Consider the following 20,258-nt stretch of genomic DNA (forward strand, 5'->3'; position numbering starts at 1 on the left):
CGCCACCGGGCAACAAAACTACCTGAAACTCACTTCCTCACCTGCCTGTGCAGTCGCTGCCTGTTCCAGCAGATCCCAGAACGTTTCACCGCTACGGTCGCAAACCCATTCGCCCTCTTTGAGATCGAAATGGTAGCCGCCCTGCTTGGCTGCCAGCCAGACCTGGTGAAGTGGCTCCTGACGGTTAATAATAATTTTGCTGCCATTTTCGAAGCTTAGGGTCAGGATACCGCCGTTGATTTCACAATCGATATCGCTGTCGCCCTCCCAGTCGTCAAGACGCTCTTCGATGGTCATCCACAGGTTGTCGGCAAGGCGATGAAATTCACTGTCGTTCATGGTTTTGTTCCTGTTTTTCGTGATGGCGGCAGTATAACGCTAAATAATTCCCGTTGCAGGAAAGCGGCAAACTCTTGCTTTTGTGTCTTCTCCTGCGATGATAGAAACAGATTTGAACTTACGGGCAACTTTATAATGAAAAACGTTTTCCGAACGCTTGCCGTTCTCATCACGCTGTTTAGCCTGACTGGCTGCGGGCTGAAGGGACCACTGTACTTCCCGCCAGCGGATAAAACCGCGCCACCGCCGACGAAACCGGCACCAAGCACCATCGAGTCCTCTTCGCCGGATACTAACGATCGCGGTGATAATGGCGGCCCGACTCAGGTTAATCTCTGATAATTACGTTCTGTACCCGCGCAATGGAGCAAATGATGCAGTTCTCTAAAATGCATGGCCTTGGCAACGATTTTATGGTCGTCGACGCGGTAACGCAGAATGTCTTTTTCTCACCAGAACTGATCCGCCGCCTGGCGGATCGACATCTGGGCGTAGGGTTTGATCAGCTGCTGGTGGTTGAGCCACCCTACGATCCTGACCTCGATTTTCACTATCGCATTTTTAACGCCGACGGTAGCGAAGTGTCGCAGTGTGGTAACGGCGCGCGCTGTTTTGCCCGCTTTGTTCGCCTGAAAGGGCTGACTAACAAGCGTGATATTCGCGTGAGCACGGCAAACGGACGCATGATCCTGAGCGTCACCGACGATGAGCTGGTGCGTGTGAATATGGGCGAGCCAAACTTTGAGCCATCCGCGGTGCCGTTTCGCGCTAACAAAGCGGAAAAGACCTATATTATGCGTGCGGCCGAGCAGACAGTATTGTGCGGCGTTGTCTCTATGGGCAACCCACACTGCGTGATTCAGGTCGATAATGTTGATACCGCCGCAGTAGAAACGCTGGGTCCGGTGCTGGAAAGCCACGAGCGTTTCCCGGAGCGTGCAAATATCGGCTTTATGCAGGTGGTAAAACGCGAACACATCCGTCTGCGTGTTTACGAGCGCGGTGCGGGTGAAACCCAGGCCTGCGGAAGCGGCGCCTGTGCGGCAGTTGCTGTCGGTATCTCTCAGGGATTACTGGCGGAAGAGGTTCGCGTGGAGTTACCAGGTGGTCGCCTTGATATCGCCTGGAAAGGACCGGGTCATCCACTGTATATGACTGGCCCGGCGGCACATGTCTATGACGGGTTTATCCATCTATGAAACAACCAGGGGAAGAACTTCAGGCATCAGAAACGGAACTGGACGACAGAGCTGTTATTGATTACCTGCTGCGCAATCCTGAGTTTTTTATCCGTAATGCACGCGTTGTCGAACAGATGCGCGTGCCCCATCCGGTGCGTGAATCTGTGTCGCTGGTCGAATGGCACATGGCACGCTCGCGTAACCATATCAATCAGCTCGAAGAGAACATGACGCTGTTAATGGAACAGGCAAGTAACAACGAAAGCCTGTTCTATCGCTTGCTGCATTTGCAGGCGCGTCTGGCCTCGGCGCACAGCCTTGACGAGTTTCTCAGCCGCTTCCATCGCTGGGCGCGTGAACTGGGGCTGGCAGGCGCAACGCTCCGCCTCTTCCCTGACCGCTGGCGCATCGGCGCGCCCTCCGGTTTTACTCATCTGGCACTAAACCGTCAGGCGTTTGAACCGCTGCGCATTCAGCGTCTTGGTCACGAGAACCACTATCTTGGGCCGCTGAACGGACCTGAGCTGCTGGTGGTGTTGCCAGAGGCCAAAGCCATTGGTTCGGTGGCGATGTCGCTGATGGGGCGCGATGGCGATTTAGGCGTGATGTTGTTCACCAGCCGTGATGCGCACCACTATGAGCAAGGGCAGGGGACACACCTGTTGCAGGAGCTGGCGCTCATGCTGCCTGAGCTACTGGAGCGCTGGATTGAACGGGTATGACGGACGTACTGCTCACAACTGACGTCACGCGCTTTCTGCGTTATCTGGGCGTCGAGCGTCAGCTAAGCCCGATTACGCTGCTCAACTATCAGCGTCAGCTTGATGCCATCATGCAGATTGCCGAAGAAATCGGCCTGAAAAGCTGGCAACAATGTGACGCTGCTACCGTGCGCGCCTTTGTGGTGCGTAGCCGCCGCAAGGGGTTAAGCCCGGCAAGCCTGGCGCTCAGGCTTTCTGCACTGCGCAGTTTCTTCGACTGGCTGGTCAGCCAGGGCGGCCTGAAAGCCAATCCGGCAAAAGGGATCGCCACGCCAAAAGCCCCGCGTCATCTGCCCAAGAATATCGATGTAGACGATGTAAACCGCCTGCTGGATATCGATCTTAACGATCCGCTGGCCGTGCGCGATCGCGCCATGCTGGAGGTGATGTACGGTGCGGGGCTGCGTCTTTCTGAGCTGGTGAACCTCGATTTAAAACATCTCGATCTTGATACCGGTGAAGTGTGGGTGATGGGTAAAGGCAGCAAAGAGCGCCGCTTACCGATTGGCCGCAATGCGGTGTCCTGGATTGAGCACTGGCTGGATCTGCGCGGGTTGTTTGGCGCAGAGGAAAACGCCCTGTTTTTATCGAAGCTCGGCAAGCGCATTTCGGCGCGAAACGTGCAGAAACGCTTTGCGGAGTGGGGCATCAAGCAAGGGCTGAACAGCCATGTTCACCCACACAAGCTGCGCCACTCTTTTGCCACCCACATGCTTGAATCGAGCGGTGATTTACGCGGCGTGCAGGAGCTGTTAGGTCACGCCAACTTATCGACCACTCAAATCTATACCCACCTTGATTTTCAACACCTTGCCTCGGTGTACGATGCGGCGCATCCACGCGCCAAACGGGGGAAATAATGCGTTTTTACCGACCATTAGGTCAGATTTCAGCCCTGACGTTTGACCTTGATGACACCCTTTATGACAACCACCCGGTTATCTTGCGCACTGAGCAAGAGTCCCTGGCGTTTGTACAGAACTACCACCCAGCCCTGAAAGAGATGCAGAACAAAGACTTCCAGCGTCTGCGTCAGGCGCTGCGGGAAACCGAGCCGGATATTTATCACGATGTCTCTGAATGGCGTCGCCGTGCGGTGGAGCAGGCGATGCTAAATGTCGGCATGAGTGCGCACGATGCGGCCATCGGTGCCGAAGCGGCGATGGAAAACTTCGCAAAATGGCGTAGCCGCATCGATGTGCCGCAGGAAACCCACGACACCCTGAAAGCGCTGGCTGAAAAGTGGCCGCTGGTGGCGATCACCAACGGCAACGCGCAGCCTGAGCTCTTTGGTCTTGGCGACTATTTTGAATTCGTGCTGCGTGCCGGCCCGGATGGGCGCTCTAAGCCGTTCAACGACATGTACCACCTGGCGGCGGAAAAACTCGACCTGCCGACAGGCAAGATCCTGCACGTGGGCGATGATCTGACTACAGACGTTGCCGGGGCGATCCGCTGCGGGATGCAGGCGTGCTGGATCAAGCCAGAAAAGGCTGATTTGATGCAGACCCAGGACAGCCGGCTGCTGCCACACATAGAAATTTCGCGGTTGGCATCCCTCACCACGCTGATATAATCACCAGTAATATTGTATAAATTACCAGGGTTTTGGCGAATGCATGACGTTCGCCTGCCCGACATGACCTGGCGGTGCCAATGGACGTTTCCTACCTTCTCGACAGCCTTAATGACAAACAGCGTGACGCGGTTGCCGCATCGCGAACTAACCTGCTGGTTCTGGCTGGGGCGGGCAGTGGTAAGACGCGCGTCCTGGTGCACCGTATCGCGTGGCTGCAAAGCGTAGAAAACTGCTCACCGTATTCCATTATGGCGGTGACGTTTACCAACAAAGCAGCGGCAGAGATGCGTCACCGCATCGCGCAGCTGATGGGCACAAGCCAGGGCGGTATGTGGGTAGGCACTTTCCACGGTCTGGCGCACCGTTTGCTGCGCGCGCACCATATGGACGCCAACCTGCCGCAGGACTTCCAGATCCTCGACAGCGAAGACCAGCTCCGTTTGCTGAAACGCCTGATCAAGGCGATGAACCTTGATGAGAAACAGTGGCCGCCGCGTCAGGCCATGTGGTACATCAACGGTCAAAAAGACGAAGGGCTGCGCCCGCATCATATTCAGAGCTTCGGCAACCCGGTCGAGCAGACATGGCAGAATGTGTATAAGGCCTACCAGGAAGCCTGCGATCGCGCCGGTCTGGTGGACTTTGCCGAACTGCTGCTGCGTGCGCACGAGCTGTGGCTGAACAAGCCGCATATTCTCCAGCATTACCGCGAACGTTTTACCAATATCCTGGTGGACGAATTCCAGGATACCAACAACATTCAGTATGCCTGGATCCGGATGCTGGCTGGCGATACCGGCAAGGTGATGATCGTGGGCGATGATGACCAGTCTATCTACGGCTGGCGTGGGGCGCAGGTGGAAAACATCCAGCGCTTCCTCAACGACTTCCCGGGCGCAGAAACCATCCGTCTGGAACAGAACTACCGTTCGACCAGCAACATTCTGAGCGCGGCGAACGCCCTGATTGAAAACAACAACGGGCGTCTGGGCAAAAAGCTGTGGACCGATGGCGTCGATGGCGAGCCCATCTCTCTCTACTGTGCTTTTAACGAACTCGATGAAGCGCGCTTTGTGGTTAACCGCATCAAAACCTGGCAGGACAACGGCGGCGCGCTGGAGCAGTGTGCCATCCTCTATCGCAGCAACGCCCAGTCGCGTGTGCTGGAAGAGGCGTTGTTGCAGGTGAGTATGCCGTACCGGATTTATGGCGGGATGCGCTTCTTCGAACGCCAGGAAATTAAAGATGCGCTCTCGTATCTGCGTCTGATGGCCAACCGCAACGACGACGCGGCCTTCGAGCGCGTGGTGAATACCCCAACGCGCGGCATTGGTGACAGAACGCTGGACGTGGTGCGTCAGGCTTCCCGCGATCGCCAGCTCACGCTTTGGCAGGCCTGCCGCGAGCTGTTGCAGGAAAAAGCCCTCGCCGGACGTGCGGCCAGCGCGTTGCAACGCTTCCTTGAACTGATTGACGCCCTCGCGCAGGAAACGGCAGATATGCCGCTGCATGTGCAGACTGACCGGGTTATCAAAGATTCCGGCCTGTGGATGATGTACGAGCAGGAAAAAGGCGAGAAGGGTCAGACCCGTATTGAGAACTTAGAGGAACTGGTCACGGCAACGCGCCAGTTCAGCTACAACGAAGAAGATGAAGATCTGATGCCGCTTCAGGCATTCCTCTCCCACGCCGCGCTGGAAGCCGGTGAAGGGCAGGCGGATACCTGGCAGGATGCGGTGCAGCTGATGACCCTGCACTCCGCCAAAGGGCTGGAGTTCCCGCAGGTGTTTATTGTCGGGATGGAAGAGGGGATGTTCCCGAGCCAGATGTCGCTGGATGAAGGCGGACGTCTGGAAGAGGAACGCCGTCTGGCATACGTGGGGGTCACCCGCGCGATGCAAAAACTGACGTTAACCTACGCCGAAACCCGCCGTCTGTATGGCAAAGAGGTTTATCACCGTCCGTCGCGCTTTATCGGCGAACTGCCGGAAGAGTGTGTGGAAGAGGTACGCCTGCGCGCCAGTGTCAGCCGTCCTGTCAGCCATCAGCGCATGGGGACGCCGATGTCGGAAAACGACACCGGTTATAAGCTGGGTCAGCGCGTGCGTCATGCGAAATTTGGTGAAGGCACCATTGTGAACCTTGAAGGCAGCGGCGAGCACAGCCGGTTGCAGGTGGCATTCCAGGGGCAGGGGATCAAATGGCTGGTGGCGGCCTACGCCCGACTGGAAACTGTGTAACTTTCAGAAAAATATCATTATTTTGTAATAATCTGCTAGCCTTATACGTTGAAGGTCAATTAATGCCCTTCAGCGTTTCGTTGCGTGTTGACGCCACAGTTACTGCTGGCGTAACATGCGCGCACGATTACGCTAAGAGGACATTCGCCTTGGACACACCCAGTAGATACTGGCTCAATTCCCTGTCAACCAGGAACAACTCCTAAGGCTATCTCCTCTTGCTGATGGCCTTAGTGGTTGTCAGCGACTGCATTATTCCCGTCGCGCTGAGTCAGGCTGTTTAATGGTCTGAAACCCAATTTGTTTCTGTGTGCCCACCGAACTGTCCGATATTTTTTGCATTGGGAGTCCCGGTCATGTTGAGCGCATTTCAACTCGAAAATAACCGACTGACTCGGCTTGAAGCCGAAGAGTCGCAGCCCCTCATTGATGCAGTATGGGTGGATCTGGTCGAGCCGGACGACGATGAACGCCTTCGCGTACAATCCGAGCTAGGGCAAAGCCTGGCAACCCGTCCAGAACTGGAAGACATCGAAGCATCGGCCCGTTTCTTTGAAGACGAAGACGGCCTGCATATTCACTCCTTCTTCTTCTTTGAAGATGCCGAAGATCACGCCGGTAACTCCACCGTGGCATTTACCATCCGTGATGGTCGCCTGTTTACCCTGCGTGAGCGTGAATTACCTGCGTTTCGTCTCTACCGAATGCGCGCCCGTAGCCAGGCAATGGTTGACGGAAACGCCTACGAACTGCTGCTCGATCTGTTTGAAACCAAAATCGAACAGCTGGCGGATGAGATTGAAAACATCTACAGCGATCTGGAAAAGCTGAGCCGCGTGATCATGGAAGGCCATCAGGGCGATGAGTATGACGAAGCCCTTTCCACGCTGGCGGAGCTGGAGGATATCGGCTGGAAGGTGCGTTTGTGTCTGATGGATACCCAGCGTGCGCTGAACTTCCTGGTGCGTAAAGCGCGTCTGCCGGGTGGTCAGCTGGAGCAGGCGCGTGAGATCCTGCGCGATATCGAATCCCTGCTGCCGCACAACGAATCCCTGTTCCAGAAGGTTAACTTCCTGATGCAGGCGGCAATGGGCTTTATCAATATCGAGCAGAACCGCATCATCAAGATCTTCTCGGTGGTATCTGTGGTGTTCCTGCCGCCTACGCTTGTGGCTTCAAGCTACGGGATGAACTTTGAGTTTATGCCGGAGCTGCGCTGGAGCTTTGGTTACCCGGGTGCGATTATCTTTATGATCCTCGCCGGGCTTGCGCCGTATCTGTACTTTAAGCGTCGTAACTGGCTGTAAAAATCAGGCGGGTGGCGCTGAGCTTACCCGCCCTACGATCGAATTCCCTCTCCCTGTGGGAGAGGGTTAGGGTGAGGGCAACATCACAGCCCTTTGCGCACCCTGCGCTGGGTATAAATCGCATCCGCGACGAATACCGCCAGTGCGACCCAGATAAACGCGAAGGTTACCATCTTATCTGCGCCCGGCACTTCGCCGTAAAACACCACTGCCAGCAGGAACATCAGCGTTGGGCCAATGTACTGGAAGAAGCCCAGCGTAGAGAGGCGCAGACGCGTTGCCGCACCGGTAAAGCACAGCAGCGGGATGGTTGTCACCACACCTGCGGCCATCAGCATCAGATTCAGTGACCACGGGTTGCTGCCCATATGGCTGGTGGCGCTGTCGGCAATACCAAACAGATAAATCGCGGCCACGGGCAGCAGCCACAGGGTTTCGAACAACATGCCGGTTTGCGCTTCAACGGCGATTTTCTTACGCACCAGCCCGTAAAACGCAAAGCTGAACGCCAGCCCCAGGGCAATAACCGGCAGCGAGCCAAAGGTCCACAGCTGCACCAGCACGCCGCAGAACGCCAGAATGACCGCCAGCCACTGCATACGGCGGAAGCGTTCGCCGAGGAAAATCATCCCCAGCACAATGTTCACCAGCGGGTTAATAAAATACCCGAGGCTCGCTTCGAGCATATGATGGTTATTCACCGCCCAGATGAACAGCAGCCAGTTGCCGCCAATCAGCACCGCAGAGAGCGCCAGCAGAAAGACCTTCTTCGGGGTTTTTAGCAGCGTTTTGACGCCTGACCACTGACGGCTGATGCTCATCAGGGCAATCATAAAGAAGAAGGACCAGATTACGCGGTGAGTGAGGATCTCGTCAGCCGGTACATAAGCGATAAGCTTGAAGTACGCCGGAGCAACACCCCAAATAAAATAAGCGGCCAGAGCGAGTAACACGCCCTGCCGCGTCTGTTTAGCATCCATCGGGAAAATCCGTTACAAAAAAGTGAACTAACTTTACCCGATTTTGCGGCATCAACCCACCATATAAGTGGCGGTTGCGCTGGCGATATACACCTGTTCTTCGTTATGCAGTTCGACACGGCCGACGGCGACTTTGTTGCCTGCGCGCAACAGGCTACTGGTACAGGTAAAGCGATTTCCCCGGCCAGGGCGCAGATAATCGACACGTAAATCGATGGTACCCATGCGCGATAAACGCTGGCGCAATTCGTCTTCGTTGATGGTGTCGTGACGCGTCAGCGTACTGCCCACGCAGACCAGCCCCGCCGCTACATCCAGTGCAGAAGCAATCACCCCGCCATGCAAAATGCTTTGCGCCCAGTTGCCCACCATCATCGGCTGATTATTGAAGCTGAGCTGGGCAAAGTCTTTCTCGTAGCGTTCCAGTTCCAGCCCCAGCGCGCGGTTAAACGGCATGTGGTAAACAAAAATCTCGCCCACGAGTTTTAAAGCTTCTTCGGCGGTTAGCGTGGCTGACATGAGAAATGACGTCCTTATTGTTAATAAAATGTTGATTTTATGCCTCAACAATAAGGAATTCCACTTTCAGAAACGAGGAGGCGGAAGTTAGTGCGGAAGTCTGTAGAATGTCCGCCATAAAACTATTCATGAAATCTCAATATTTGCAGGAGAACACCACCGATGCGGACGTATCTGGGTTGGTTACTGGCGGCGGTTGCGCTGCCCCTCACAGCATATGCGCAGGAAGCGACAGTGAATGAAGTACACGATACGCCAGCCGTTCGCGGCAGCATTATCGCTAACTTACTTCAGGAGCATGACAATCCGTTCACGCTCTACCCGTATGACACCAACTATTTGCTCTACACCTGGACCAGCGATATCAACAAAGAGGCGATTAAGTCTTACAGCTGGTCTGATAATGCGCGCAAAGATGAAGTGAAGTACCAGCTCAGTCTGGCATTCCCGTTCTGGCGCGGTATCTTAGGGCCAAACTCGGTGCTGGGTGCTTCTTATACGCAAAAATCCTGGTGGCAGCTTTCAAACAGCGGCGAGTCCTCGCCGTTTCGTGAAACCAACTATGAACCGCAGCTGTTCCTCGGCTTTGCAACGGATTACGAATTTGCCGGCTGGACGCTGCGCGATGTGGAGATGGGCTTTAACCACGACTCCAATGGCCGCGCTGACCCCACTTCGCGCAGCTGGAACCGGGTTTATACCCGCCTGATGGCGCAAAACGGTAACTGGATGGTGGAAGTTAAGCCGTGGTACGTGGTGGGTGCCACGGACGACAACCCGGATATCACCAAATACATGGGTTACTACCAGCTCAAAATTGGCTACCAGTTAGGCGATGCGGTGCTGAGCGCGAAAGGGCAGTACAACTGGAATACCGGCTACGGCGGCGCGGAAGTGGGCCTGAGCTATCCGGTGAGCAAACATGTGCGTCTTTATACGCAAGTATACAGTGGTTACGGCGAGTCACTTATCGATTATAACTTCAATCAAACCCGCGTCGGTGTGGGCGTGATGCTGAATGATATTTTCTAGGCCGCTCGAATGTTTTTGCGTTAAACGTTGAAGTTTCTCTCTCAGGCGCTGAAAATAGCGCCTGTTTTATTTCTGGCAAATGGGGTTAACGTGGCGCAGGCGGAAGTATTGAATCAGGAATCGCTGGCTAAACAGATTCTGCACGAAACCTTTGGCTACCAGCAGTTCCGCCCTGGCCAGGAAACCATCATCGACACCGTACTGGGCGGTCGCGACTGCCTGGTGGTGATGCCGACCGGCGGCGGGAAATCGCTCTGTTATCAGGTTCCCGCGCTGGTGCTGAACGGCCTGACGGTCGTGGTTTCACCGCTTATCTCACTGATGAAAGACCAGGTGGATCAGTTGCTTGCCAACGGCGTCGCGGCGGCCTGTCTTAACTCCACGCAAACCCGTGAGCAGCAACTTGAGGTCATGGCGGGTTGCCGTACCGGGCAGATCCGCTTGCTGTACATTGCGCCTGAACGCCTGATGCTGGATAACTTCCTTGAGCATCTGGCGCACTGGAACCCGGTGCTGCTGGCAGTGGATGAAGCACACTGTATCTCCCAGTGGGGACACGATTTCCGCCCGGAATACGCGGCCCTCGGTCAACTGCGTCAGCGTTTCCCCGAGCTGCCGTTTATGGCGCTTACCGCGACGGCTGATGACACCACCCGGCTGGATATTGTTCGTCTGCTGGGGCTGAACGATCCCTTTATTCAGGTCAGCAGCTTCGACCGCCCAAACATCCGCTACATGCTGATGGAAAAATTCAAGCCGCTGGATCAGCTCTTACGCTACGTGCAGGAGCAGCGCGGCAAGTCTGGCATCATTTACTGCAACAGCCGCGCAAAAGTGGAAGACACTGCCGCGCGTCTGCAAAACCGTGGCTTTAGCGCGGCGGCGTATCATGCCGGGTTAGAAAACCACATCCGTGCTGACGTGCAGGAGAAATTCCAGCGCGATGACCTGCAAATCGTGGTCGCCACGGTGGCATTCGGGATGGGGATCAATAAACCCAACGTGCGCTTTGTGGTGCACTTCGACATCCCGCGCAATATTGAGTCTTACTACCAGGAAACCGGCCGTGCCGGGCGTGATGGCCTGCCAGCGGAAGCCATGCTGTTCTACGATCCGGCGGATATGGCCTGGCTGCGCCGCTGCCTGGAAGAGAAACCGCAGGGGCAATTGCAGGATATCGAACGCCACAAGCTCAACGCAATGGGGGCTTTTGCTGAAGCGCAAACCTGTCGTCGTCTGGTGCTGCTCAACTACTTTGGCGAAGGGCGACAGGAGTCCTGCGGCAACTGCGATATCTGCCTTGACCCGCCAAAACAGTACGATGGCCTGATGGATGCGCGTAAGGCGCTCTCGACTATCTATCGTGTGAATCAGCGCTTCGGGATGGGCTACGTGGTGGAAGTGCTGCGTGGCGCGAACAACCAGCGTATTCGCGATATGGGCCACGACAAGCTGCCCGTTTACGGGATCGGCAAAGACCAGAGCCACGAGCACTGGGTCAGTATTATCCGCCAGCTTATTCATCTGGGGTTTGCCACCCAGAATATTGCCCAGCACTCTGCGCTTCAGCTCACCGAAGCGGCGCGCCCGGTGCTGCGCGGTGATGTCGAACTGAAGCTCGCCGTGCCACGCGTTATCGCCCTCAAGCCGCGTGTGATGCAGAAATCCTACGGCGGCAACTATGACCGCAAGCTGTTTGCCAAACTGCGCAAGCTGCGTAAAGCCATCGCGGATGAAGAGAATATCCCGCCGTACGTGGTCTTTAACGACGCGACGCTGATTGAGATGGCCGAACAGATGCCGCTCAGCGCCAGCGAGATGCTCAGCGTCAACGGCGTTGGCACGCGTAAGCTCGAGCGGTTTGGTAAGGAGTTTATGGCACTCATTCGCTCTCACGCTGACGGTGATGATGAGGAGTAGTCAGCCGGGCTAAAAAGTGCCAGGATGGTGACTCACTCAATTATTTCCCCGCGAGTTAATTATGTTAATGCTATTTCTCACCGTGGCGTTAGTGCACATTGTTGCCCTGATGAGCCCGGGCCCTGACTTTTTCTTCGTGTCACAAACTGCCGTCAGCCGCTCCCGCAAAGAGGCGATGATGGGCGTGCTCGGGATTACCATGGGCGTCATGGTCTGGGCGGCGGTAGCGTTGCTGGGCCTGAACCTGATCCTCGCGAAGATGGCCTGGCTGCATAACATCATTATGGTCGGTGGTGGCCTATATCTGTGCTGGATGGGTTACCAGATGCTGCGCGGGGCGCTGAAGAAAGAAGAGAAAAAGCCGGAAGAGCCAAAAGTTGAGCTGGCAACCGGTGGCCGCAGCTTTGTGAAAGGGCTACTGACTAACCTGGCAAACCCGAAAGCGATTATCTATTTCGGCTCCGTGTTCTCTCTGTTTGTGGGTGATAGCGTGGGCGCGGGTGCGCGTTGGGGTATCTTCCTGCTGATCGTCGTTGAGACGTTCGCCTGGTTTACCATCGTGGCGAGCCTGTTTGCCTTACCAGCGATGCGCCGTGGGTATCAGCGTGTTGCGAAGTGGATTGACGGCTTTGCCGGTGCGTTGTTCACCGGCTTCGGCATTCATCTCATCATTTCTCGCTAAGCATGACGCGCTGACGCAAGCAGCGCGCCAACCAGCATAAACAGCGAACCAAATACTTTATTCAGGGCCTTCATCTGTTTAGGCCCTTTAATCCACGCCGCAATCCGCTGCGCCAGTGTCGCGTAACCAATCATCACAATGATATCGACAATGATGGTGGTCGCCCCGAGCACCACGTACTGCATCACCTGTGGCTGGTGAGGCACGATAAACTGCGGGAACAGGGCAGCAAGGAAGACGATACTTTTCGGGTTGGTCAGGTTAACAAACACGGCGCGCTTAAACAGACGGCCACGCGTTTGCGCCTGCGCAAGGGTGTTCAGGTTGATGGAGCCTGCCGCGCGCCACTGCTGAATGCCAAGCCAAATCAGGTACGCCGCACCGGCCCATTTCAGCACTTCAAACGCCAGCACCGAGCGGGAGAACAGGGTCCCCAGGCCGATACCGACCAGCACGATGTGAATGCCCAGCCCGGTCTGCAAACCAGCAATCGATGCCGCCGCACCACGATAGCCGTGGTTGATGGAGGTGGTCATGGTGTTAATCGCGCCAGAGCCCGGTGAAAGGCTGAGGATGATGGATGTCAGCAGGTAAGCGAACCACCACTCGAAGGTCATTTGAAACTCCCGAATCGTCTGTTTTTATGCCACAATACGCTATTGTTGAGTCATTTTGTGACCTGTCACGAAAAAACGATATTCCTTGGCTTACAGGGGTGGAAACCCGATGTTTCAGCAGAAAAAGGATTGGGAAACTCGAGAAAACGCATTTGCTGCTTTCTCTATGGGCCCGCTTACCGAGTTCTGGCGTCAGCGTGAAGAGGCCGGATTTACCGGAGTGGGCAATGTTCCTGTACGCTTCGTCCGTTTTCGGGCTGAAAAAAACGATCGGGTCATTGTGGTTTGCCCGGGTCGCATTGAGAGTTACGTCAAATATGCCGAGCTGGCCTATGACCTTTTCCACATGGGTTTTGACGTGCTGATTATTGACCATCGCGGGCAGGGGCTTTCCGGGCGAATGCTGTCGGACACTCACCGTGGCCACGTGGATAATTTCAGCGATTATGTCGACGATCTTGCGGCATTCTGGCAGCAGGAAGTGCAGCCCGGTCCCTGGCGAAAACGCTATATTCTCGCGCATTCAATGGGCGGTGCCATTGCCACGCTGTTCTTGCAGCGCCATTCGCATCAGTGTGATGCCATTGCGCTCAGCGCGCCCATGTTTGGCATCGTGATGCGTTTTCCTGACTGGATGGTACGCCATATTCTCGACTGGGCTGAGGGCCATCAGCGTATTCGGGAAGGTTATGCTATCGGAACCGGTCGCTGGCGGGCGCTGCCGTATACGATGAACGTGCTGACTCATAGCCGACAGCGATACCGTCGTAACCTGCGTTTTTATGCCGATGAACCGCGTTTACGCGTTGGCGGCCCCACCTATCACTGGGTACGGGAAGGCATTCTTGCCGGTGAGCAGGCGCTGGCGGGCGCTGGCGATGACAACACGCCGACATTACTGCTTCAGGCCGAAGAAGAACGTGTGGTTGATAACCGTATGCACGACCGCTTTTGTGAACTGCGTGCCGCCGCCGGTTACCCTTGTGAAGGGGGTAAACCGCTGGTCATAAATGGCGCGTACCATGAGATCCTTTTTGAAAAGGACACCATGCGCTCAGTCGCGCTCAACGCCATTGTCGAATTTTTCGACAGGCATAACTGATTTTCTATTGAGGTTAAATTTCCCTATGTACCAGGTTGTTGCATCTGACTTAGATGGCACGCTGCTTTCCCCCGATCACACCTTATCGCCTTTTGCGAAAGAAACCCTGAAGCTCCTGACTGCCCGTGGCGTGAACTTCGTGTTTGCCACCGGTCGCCACCACGTGGACGTGGGGCAGATCCGCGATAACCTGGACATCAAAGCCTACATGATCACCTCCAACGGTGCGCGCGTACACGACACCGATGGCAATCTGATTTTCACGCATAACCTTGACCGGGATATCGCCACCGATCTGTTCGGCGTGGTGCACAATAACCCGGACATCGTGACCAACGTGTATCGCGATGATGAGTGGTTTATGAACCGCCATCGCCCGGACGAAATGCGTTTCTTCAAAGAAGCAGTATTCAACTACACCCTGTATGAGCCAGGCCTGCTCGAGCCAGAAGGGATCAGCAAGGTGTTCTTCACTTGTGAAAGCCATGAAGAGTTACTGCCGCTGGAGCAGGCGATCAACGCCCGCTGGGGTGACCGTGTTAACGTTAGCTTCTCTACGCTAACCTGCCTGGAAGTGATGGCCGGTGGCGTGTCGAAAGGTCACGCGCTGGAAGCGGTGGCACAACGTATGGGCTTTGAACTGAAAGACTGCATCGCCTTCGGCGACGGCATGAATGATGCGGAAATGCTCTCGATGGCGGGTAAAGGCTGCATCATGGAGAACGCGCACCAGCGTCTGAAGGATCTGCACCCGGAACTGGAAGTGATCGGATCTAATGCCGATAACGCCGTGCCGAAATATCTGCGCAAGCTGTTCCTTGAATAATCTTCATTCGGTTATTTATTGCTCAGTTGTCAACTAAAGAGTTCGCTACAATGCCTGTCCTTCTTTCAGAGAGACAAGCATTGTGGCGCTACTCATTATCACCACTATTCTGTGGGCCTTCTCCTTTAGCCTGATTGGCGAATATCTTGCGGGTTCGGTGGACAGCTATTTCTCAGTGCTGATGCGCGTGGGGCTGGCGGCGCTGGTATTCCTGCCATTTCTGCGTACGCGTGGGCAAACGTTGAAAACCATTCTGCTGTACATGCTGGTGGGGGCAATGCAGCTCGGCATCATGTATCTGTTCAGCTTCCGCGCTTACGTGTACCTGTCGGTATCCGAATTCCTGCTGTTCACCGTGCTCACACCGCTCTATATCACGCTGATTTATGATCTGCTGAGTAAGCGTCGCCTGCGCTGGGGCTACGCGCTGAGCGCGCTGTTGGCGGTTGTCGGCGCGGCGATCATTCGCTACGACAAAGTGAGCGACCACTTCTGGACCGGCCTGATGTTTGTGCAGTTAGCGAATATCAGCTTCGCCATTGGCATGGTGGGTTACAAACGCCTGATGGAAACCCGTCCGATGCCGCAGCATAACGCCTTTGCCTGGTTCTATATGGGAGCGGCAATCGTTGCCGTGGCGGCGTGGTTTATGCTCGGTAACCCGCAAAAACTGCCGACCACTTCCGTGCAGTGGGGCGTTCTGGTCTGGCTGGGTGTAGTGGCATCAGGACTGGGATACTTCATGTGGAACTACGGCGCTACACAAGTAGACGCCGGTACGCTGGGGATCATGAACAACGTGCATGTGCCTGCGGGTCTGCTGGTCAACCTGGCTATCTGGCAGGAGCAACCGCACTGGCCGAGCTTTATTATTGGGGGAACGGTGATCCTGGCTTCGTTGTGGGTACATCGCCGTTGGGTCGCTCCGCGCTCCGCACAAACGGAAGATGGTCGCAAGCATGGTTCCGCGCTGAGCGAATAAACGCTTCTGTAATCGGTTGACGCTGCTCGCCATCGCGCACGGCAGCGTAAAGCCGGCTCCACAGTCCTTCACCCAGGGTTTTGGTCACCACCAGGCCCTGGCGTTCAAAACTCTCCACCACCCAGTGCGGCAGCGCCGCGATGCCCATTCTGGCGGCAACCATCTGAATTAACAGCAAGGTGTTATCCACGCTTTTCAGCTGCGGGTTGATGCCTGCCGGTTGCAGGAAGTGACGCCAGATATCCAGGCGACTGCGTTGCACCGGGTAAATCAGCAGCGTTTCCGTGGCCAGATCTTCTGGCGTGACGCGCGTTTTAGCGGCCAGCGGATGATCCGGTGCCAGCACCAGGCGCACTTCATAATCAAACATTGGCGAATAGTGCAGGCCGCTGCGCGGCAGGATGTCAGAAGTCATGACCAGATCCAGCTCGCCCTGCTGGAGCGAGGGCTGTGGGTCAAACGTCACACCGGATTTAAAGTCCATCTCCACCTGCGGCCACTTCTGGCGGAAGTTCTCAAGCGCGGGGGTCAGCCACTGAATACAGCTATGACACTCAATCGCGATGCGCAATTTTGTCTGCTGCGGTTCGTTGCAGGATTGCAACGCGCTGGCAATTTGCGGCAGCACCTGGTTTGCCAGTTGCAGCAAAATCTCACCCTGCGGGGTAAAGCGTAGTGGCTGGCTCTTACGCACAAAAAGACGGAAGCCGAGGCGTTGTTCCAGATCGCTGAACTGGTGTGAAAGGGCGGACTGAGTCTGGTGCAGCGTGGCCGCAGCCGCTGCGAGAGAACCGCAGTTCCGCAACGCTTGTAGCGTTTTCAGGTGTTTTATCTCGATCATGAAAGTCCTTCACTTCGGCATGAACATTTTGCGCTTGAGGAATATACAGTAACTGCCAATTATGGATGTGTAAACATCTGGACGGCTAAAATCCTTCGTCTTTTAAATTTATGGTGCGTTGGCTGCGTTTACTCACCCCGGTCACTTACTCCTGTAAGCTCCCGGGGATGAGCAAACTTGCCGCCTTCCCTAAATTCAAAATCCAAAGGATTTACAATTAATTAGAGGAAGAAAACATGACAATCCGCAATCACACACTCGGTTTCCCTCGCGTTGGTCTGCGTCGCGAACTGAAAAAAGCGCAAGAAAGCTACTGGGCAGGAAACTCCACCCGCGAAGAGCTGCTGGCCGTGGGCCGTGAGCTGCGTGCCCGTCACTGGGATCAGCAGAAACAGGCGGGCATTGACCTGCTGCCGGTGGGCGATTTCGCCTGGTACGACCATGTTCTGACTACCAGCCTGCTGCTTGGCAACGTGCCGGCTCGTCATCAGAACAGCGATGGATCGGTCGATCTCGACACCCTGTTCCGTATCGGCCGTGGCCGTGCGCCAAGCGGTGAGCCTGCGGCAGCAGCGGAAATGACCAAGTGGTTTAACACGAACTATCACTACATGGTGCCGGAATTTGTGAAAGGCCAGCAGTTCAAACTGACCTGGACGCAGCTGCTGGATGAAGTGGACGAAGCGCTGGCGCTGGGTCACAAGGTGAAGCCTGTGCTGCTTGGCCCGGTCACCTACCTGTGGCTGGGTAAAGTGAAAGGCGAGCAGTTTGATCGCCTGAGCCTGCTGAACGACATCCTGCCGGTTTACCAGCAAGTGCTGGCGGAGCTGGCAAAACGCGGTATCGAGTGGGTGCAAATCGACGAACCTGCGCTGGTACTGGAGCTTACACCGGAGTGGCTGAACGCCTTCAAACCCGCGTATGACGCGCTCACAGGAAAGGTAAAGCTGCTGCTAACCACCTATTTTGAAGGGGTAACCCCGAACCTCGACACTATCACTGCGCTGCCGGTACAGGGCCTGCATGTTGATCTGGTCCACGGTAAGGATGATGTGGCGGAGCTGCACAAACGCCTGCCTGCTGATTGGCTGCTTTCGGCTGGCCTGGTGAATGGCCGTAACGTCTGGCGTGCTGATTTGACGGAAAAATATGCCCAGGTTAACGCGATCGTGGGTAAACGAGATCTGTGGGTGGCCTCTTCCTGTTCACTGCTGCACAGCCCAATCGACCTGAGTGTTGAAACGCGTCTGGATGCCGAAGTGAAGAGCTGGTTTGCGTTCGCCCTGCAAAAATGTGAAGAGCTGGCGCTGTTGCGCGATGCCCTGAACAGCGGCGACACGGCTGCCATTAGCGAATGGAGCGCACCGATTCAGGCGCGCCGCCATTCGACTCGCGTGCATAACGCGGCAGTGGAAAAACGTCTTGCGGCCATCACTGCTCAGGACAGCCAGCGCCAGAGCGCCTATGCAGTGCGTGCCGAAGCCCAGCGTGCCCGTTTTAACCTGCCAGCCTGGCCGACAACCACCATCGGTTCATTCCCGCAGACCACGGAAATCCGCGGCCTGCGTCTGGACTTCAAAAAGGGCAACCTGGATGCGAACAACTACCGTACTGGCATCGCCGAACACATCAAGCAGGCGATTGTGGAGCAAGAACGTTTAGGTCTGGACGTGCTGGTACACGGTGAAGCCGAACGCAACGACATGGTGGAATACTTTGGTGAGCATCTGGACGGGTTTGTCTTTACCCAGAACGGCTGGGTGCAGAGCTACGGCTCCCGCTGCGTGAAGCCGCCAGTGGTAATCGGCGATGTCAGCCGCCCGGAAGCGATCACCGTTGAGTGGGCGAAGTACGCCCAGTCCCTGACCGACAAACCCGTCAAAGGCATGTTGACCGGCCCGGTGACGATCCTCTGCTGGTCTTTCCCGCGTGAAGACGTGACCCGTGAAACTATCGCGAAGCAGATTGCGCTGGCGCTGCGTGATGAAGTGGCGGACCTGGAAGCGGCAGGCATTGGCATTATCCAGATCGACGAACCGGCTCTGCGTGAAGGTTTACCGCTACGTCGCAGCGACTGGGATGCCTATCTGGCGTGGGGCGTAGAGGCGTTTCGCATCAACGCTGCCGTCGCAAAGGACGACACCCAGATCCACACACACATGTGTTACTGCGAATTTAACGACATCATGGATTCCATCGCCGCGCTGGACGCCGATGTGATCACTATTGAGACGTCACGTTCAGACATGGAACTGCTGGAGTCCTTCGAGGAGTTTGAATACCCGAACGAAATCGGACCGGGTGTATACGACATTCACTCCCCTAACGTACCGAGCGTGGAATGGATTGAAGCGCTGTTGCAGAAAGCCGCGCAGCGTATCCCGGCGGAGCGTCTGTGGGTAAACCCGGACTGCGGCCTCAAAACCCGCGGCTGGCCAGAAACCCGCGCCGCTCTGGCGAACATGGTGAAGGCGGCGCAGAACCTGCGTCAGGGTTAACTCCTGCGCACGTTTTACGCCACCCCATCCATCAGGCGGCTAATATGAATGCTTAACCATGTCAGCTCATCTTTCGGTAAGGTGAGCTGATATTTATCCTGCACATAGTCGCGGATCACCCACGCCACGGTCATCGCATCCGGGCGGTGGCGCATCAGCTCCTGATAAAAATCCTCGGTTTCGCTCAGCGCAATCTTCCCCGCCAGCACCCGCTCTGCAAAGTAACGCAGATGAGTAATAAAGCGCATATAGTTCACCGACTGCGTATCAATGGCCTTGCCGAGTTTATAGCGCACGATTTCGGCGATACGGTTCACCAGCTCAACCTGCTGGTGGGCGCTGCTGTCATCATCCTGACTGCTGGCGTTGATCAGATGAAAGGCGATATTCACCGCTTCGTCTTCCGGTAGCTCAACGTCAAACTTATTGTTCACCTGCGCCCGTGCCAGCAACCCCACGCCGTACTCCTGCGGGTAATAGCGCTTCACTTCCCAACTGAGCTTATTGCGGATGATTTGCCCGCTCCGACTGCGCTCCACGGCAAAGTGCAGATGTTCTGCGAGCGTGAAGAGCAGCACTGAATTGAGTTTGTCCCCGCACTGGCTGCGTGCCAGGGTAAGAATGTCGTGGCTGATATCGAAGAACGCCGCAGGAATGGTGTCCGTCAACGATAAAAAATGGCGGGATTTGAGGTCGCTCAGCGGCAGGAAAACTTTCTCTACCTGTGCGAGATCGATGTTGGTGCCGGGTTTTGCGCCAAAGCCGATCCCCTTGCCGAACAGGATCATCTCCCGCTGGTCGTTGTCGACCAGCAGCATACTGTTATTAAGCGATTTTTTTATCGTTATCACG

General features: G+C 55.7%; 20 protein-coding genes. 14 read left to right on the plus strand and 6 right to left on the minus strand.

Going from position 1 to position 20,258, the window contains the following annotated elements:
- Nucleotides 1–18: 18 nt before the first annotated feature.
- Nucleotides 19–339 carry an iron donor protein CyaY gene (gene cyaY / locus F3J30_RS21870; RefSeq protein ID WP_166718561.1) on the minus strand — a complete coding sequence of 107 codons (321 nt, stop codon included), beginning with the start codon at nt 337–339 and terminating at the stop codon, nt 19–21.
- A gap of 135 nt (nt 340–474) precedes the next feature.
- Here cyaY and F3J30_RS21875 point away from each other — a divergent pair, with 135 nt between their 5' ends.
- The 7 genes from F3J30_RS21875 (at nt 475) to corA (ending at nt 7,407) form a co-directional block, all read left to right on the plus strand.
- Nucleotides 475–678, plus strand: a complete 204-nt coding sequence (locus F3J30_RS21875; protein WP_014072277.1) for a lipoprotein — start codon at nt 475–477, stop codon at nt 676–678.
- Between the two features lie 35 nt (nt 679–713).
- Nucleotides 714–1,538: a diaminopimelate epimerase gene (gene dapF / locus F3J30_RS21880; protein WP_014072276.1), complete on the plus strand. Its 825-nt coding sequence runs from the start codon at nt 714–716 to the stop codon at nt 1,536–1,538.
- Complete coding sequence (locus F3J30_RS21885) at nt 1,535–2,242, plus strand: DUF484 domain-containing protein (RefSeq protein WP_014072275.1); 708 nt, start codon at nt 1,535–1,537, stop codon at nt 2,240–2,242. Before dapF ends, F3J30_RS21885 begins: the two co-directional genes overlap by 4 nt.
- Complete coding sequence (gene xerC, locus F3J30_RS21890) at nt 2,239–3,141, plus strand: tyrosine recombinase XerC (RefSeq protein ID WP_166718562.1); 903 nt, start codon at nt 2,239–2,241, stop codon at nt 3,139–3,141. The genes F3J30_RS21885 and xerC overlap by 4 nt, the downstream gene beginning before the upstream one ends.
- Nucleotides 3,141–3,857, plus strand: a complete 717-nt coding sequence (yigB, locus tag F3J30_RS21895; RefSeq protein WP_014072273.1) for a 5-amino-6-(5-phospho-D-ribitylamino)uracil phosphatase YigB — start codon at nt 3,141–3,143, stop codon at nt 3,855–3,857. Before xerC ends, yigB begins: the two co-directional genes overlap by 1 nt.
- A gap of 80 nt (nt 3,858–3,937) precedes the next feature.
- On the plus strand, nt 3,938–6,100 hold the full coding sequence (uvrD, locus tag F3J30_RS21900; protein ID WP_014072272.1) for a DNA helicase II: 2,163 nt from the start codon (nt 3,938–3,940) through the stop codon (nt 6,098–6,100).
- A 356-nt stretch (nt 6,101–6,456) separates the two neighbouring features.
- Entirely contained in the window at nt 6,457–7,407 is a 951-nt protein-coding gene (corA, locus tag F3J30_RS21905; protein ID WP_014072271.1) for a magnesium/cobalt transporter CorA, read from the plus strand.
- A gap of 83 nt (nt 7,408–7,490) precedes the next feature.
- Here the strand turns inward: corA and rarD are convergent, their stop codons facing one another.
- Both rarD and yigI read right to left on the minus strand, forming a co-directional pair.
- Nucleotides 7,491–8,387 carry an EamA family transporter RarD gene (rarD, locus tag F3J30_RS21910; protein ID WP_014072270.1) on the minus strand — a complete coding sequence of 299 codons (897 nt, stop codon included), beginning with the start codon at nt 8,385–8,387 and terminating at the stop codon, nt 7,491–7,493.
- 51 nt (nt 8,388–8,438) lie between these two features.
- Nucleotides 8,439–8,906, minus strand: a complete 468-nt coding sequence (yigI, locus tag F3J30_RS21915; protein WP_166718563.1) for an acyl-CoA thioesterase YigI — start codon at nt 8,904–8,906, stop codon at nt 8,439–8,441.
- Between the two features lie 162 nt (nt 8,907–9,068).
- Here yigI and pldA point away from each other — a divergent pair, with 162 nt between their 5' ends.
- The 3 genes from pldA to rhtC all read left to right on the plus strand — a co-directional run bounded on the left by pldA (nt 9,069) and on the right by rhtC (nt 12,540).
- Complete coding sequence (pldA, locus tag F3J30_RS21920) at nt 9,069–9,938, plus strand: phospholipase A (protein WP_014072268.1); 870 nt, start codon at nt 9,069–9,071, stop codon at nt 9,936–9,938.
- Between the two features lie 90 nt (nt 9,939–10,028).
- Entirely contained in the window at nt 10,029–11,858 is a 1,830-nt protein-coding gene (gene recQ / locus F3J30_RS21925; RefSeq protein ID WP_166718564.1) for an ATP-dependent DNA helicase RecQ, read from the plus strand.
- Nucleotides 11,859–11,919: 61 nt separating this feature from the next.
- Entirely contained in the window at nt 11,920–12,540 is a 621-nt protein-coding gene (rhtC, locus tag F3J30_RS21930) for a threonine export protein RhtC (RefSeq protein ID WP_014072266.1), read from the plus strand.
- Here the strand turns inward: rhtC and rhtB are convergent.
- The gene (gene rhtB, locus F3J30_RS21935) at nt 12,537–13,157 is read right to left on the minus strand and encodes a homoserine/homoserine lactone efflux protein (protein WP_166718565.1); all 621 of its coding nucleotides are present in this window, start codon (nt 13,155–13,157) and stop codon (nt 12,537–12,539) included. The genes rhtC and rhtB overlap by 4 nt on opposite strands.
- A 109-nt stretch (nt 13,158–13,266) precedes the next feature.
- Between rhtB and pldB the strand changes: the two genes are divergently transcribed.
- The 3 genes from pldB (at nt 13,267) to F3J30_RS21950 (ending at nt 16,067) form a co-directional block, all read left to right on the plus strand.
- A complete protein-coding gene (pldB, locus tag F3J30_RS21940) occupies nt 13,267–14,259 on the plus strand; it encodes a lysophospholipase L2 (protein ID WP_166718566.1) in 993 nt (330 codons plus the stop codon).
- 25 nt (nt 14,260–14,284) lie between these two features.
- Entirely contained in the window at nt 14,285–15,085 is an 801-nt protein-coding gene (gene yigL / locus F3J30_RS21945; RefSeq protein ID WP_014072263.1) for a sugar/pyridoxal phosphate phosphatase YigL, read from the plus strand.
- Between the two features lie 82 nt (nt 15,086–15,167).
- A complete protein-coding gene (locus F3J30_RS21950) occupies nt 15,168–16,067 on the plus strand; it encodes a carboxylate/amino acid/amine transporter (protein ID WP_014072262.1) in 900 nt (299 codons plus the stop codon).
- On the opposite strand, the gene metR is transcribed toward F3J30_RS21950, so the two are convergent.
- Nucleotides 15,955–16,908, minus strand: coding sequence for an HTH-type transcriptional regulator MetR (metR, locus tag F3J30_RS21955; RefSeq protein WP_014072261.1), 954 nt, complete (start codon nt 16,906–16,908; stop codon nt 15,955–15,957). The genes F3J30_RS21950 and metR overlap by 113 nt on opposite strands.
- A gap of 236 nt (nt 16,909–17,144) precedes the next feature.
- Here metR and metE point away from each other — a divergent pair, with 236 nt between their 5' ends.
- On the plus strand, nt 17,145–19,406 hold the full coding sequence (metE, locus tag F3J30_RS21960; RefSeq protein WP_166718567.1) for a 5-methyltetrahydropteroyltriglutamate--homocysteine S-methyltransferase: 2,262 nt from the start codon (nt 17,145–17,147) through the stop codon (nt 19,404–19,406).
- 14 nt (nt 19,407–19,420) lie between these two features.
- Here the strand turns inward: metE and F3J30_RS21965 are convergent, their stop codons facing one another.
- Nucleotides 19,421–20,257 (minus strand): PRD domain-containing protein, encoded by an 837-nt coding sequence (locus F3J30_RS21965; protein ID WP_166718568.1) that lies wholly within the window; start codon nt 20,255–20,257, stop codon nt 19,421–19,423.
- Nucleotide 20,258 lies beyond the last annotated feature (1 nt).

The sequence above is a fragment of the Enterobacter sp. Tr-810 genome (genome assembly GCF_011752765.1).
Classification (GTDB): domain Bacteria; phylum Pseudomonadota; class Gammaproteobacteria; order Enterobacterales; family Enterobacteriaceae; genus Enterobacter; species Enterobacter soli.

Coding starts and splice junctions, on each gene's coding strand:
- rhtC (WP_014072266.1), top strand. CDS start 11,920: ATGTTAATGCTATTTCTCACCGTGGCGTTAGTGCACATTGTTGCCCTG.
- dapF (WP_014072276.1), top strand. CDS start 714: ATGCAGTTCTCTAAAATGCATGGCCTTGGCAACGATTTTATGGTCGTC.
- F3J30_RS21875 (WP_014072277.1), top strand. CDS start 475: ATGAAAAACGTTTTCCGAACGCTTGCCGTTCTCATCACGCTGTTTAGC.
- corA (WP_014072271.1), top strand. CDS start 6,457: ATGTTGAGCGCATTTCAACTCGAAAATAACCGACTGACTCGGCTTGAA.
- yigI (WP_166718563.1), bottom strand. CDS start 8,906: ATGTCAGCCACGCTAACCGCCGAAGAAGCTTTAAAACTCGTGGGCGAG.
- metR (WP_014072261.1), bottom strand. CDS start 16,908: ATGATCGAGATAAAACACCTGAAAACGCTACAAGCGTTGCGGAACTGC.
- pldA (WP_014072268.1), top strand. CDS start 9,069: ATGCGGACGTATCTGGGTTGGTTACTGGCGGCGGTTGCGCTGCCCCTC.
- xerC (WP_166718562.1), top strand. CDS start 2,239: ATGACGGACGTACTGCTCACAACTGACGTCACGCGCTTTCTGCGTTAT.
- rarD (WP_014072270.1), bottom strand. CDS start 8,387: ATGGATGCTAAACAGACGCGGCAGGGCGTGTTACTCGCTCTGGCCGCT.
- uvrD (WP_014072272.1), top strand. CDS start 3,938: ATGGACGTTTCCTACCTTCTCGACAGCCTTAATGACAAACAGCGTGAC.
- F3J30_RS21885 (WP_014072275.1), top strand. CDS start 1,535: ATGAAACAACCAGGGGAAGAACTTCAGGCATCAGAAACGGAACTGGAC.
- metE (WP_166718567.1), top strand. CDS start 17,145: ATGACAATCCGCAATCACACACTCGGTTTCCCTCGCGTTGGTCTGCGT.
- cyaY (WP_166718561.1), bottom strand. CDS start 339: ATGAACGACAGTGAATTTCATCGCCTTGCCGACAACCTGTGGATGACC.
- rhtB (WP_166718565.1), bottom strand. CDS start 13,157: ATGACCTTCGAGTGGTGGTTCGCTTACCTGCTGACATCCATCATCCTC.
- yigL (WP_014072263.1), top strand. CDS start 14,285: ATGTACCAGGTTGTTGCATCTGACTTAGATGGCACGCTGCTTTCCCCC.
- pldB (WP_166718566.1), top strand. CDS start 13,267: ATGTTTCAGCAGAAAAAGGATTGGGAAACTCGAGAAAACGCATTTGCT.
- yigB (WP_014072273.1), top strand. CDS start 3,141: ATGCGTTTTTACCGACCATTAGGTCAGATTTCAGCCCTGACGTTTGAC.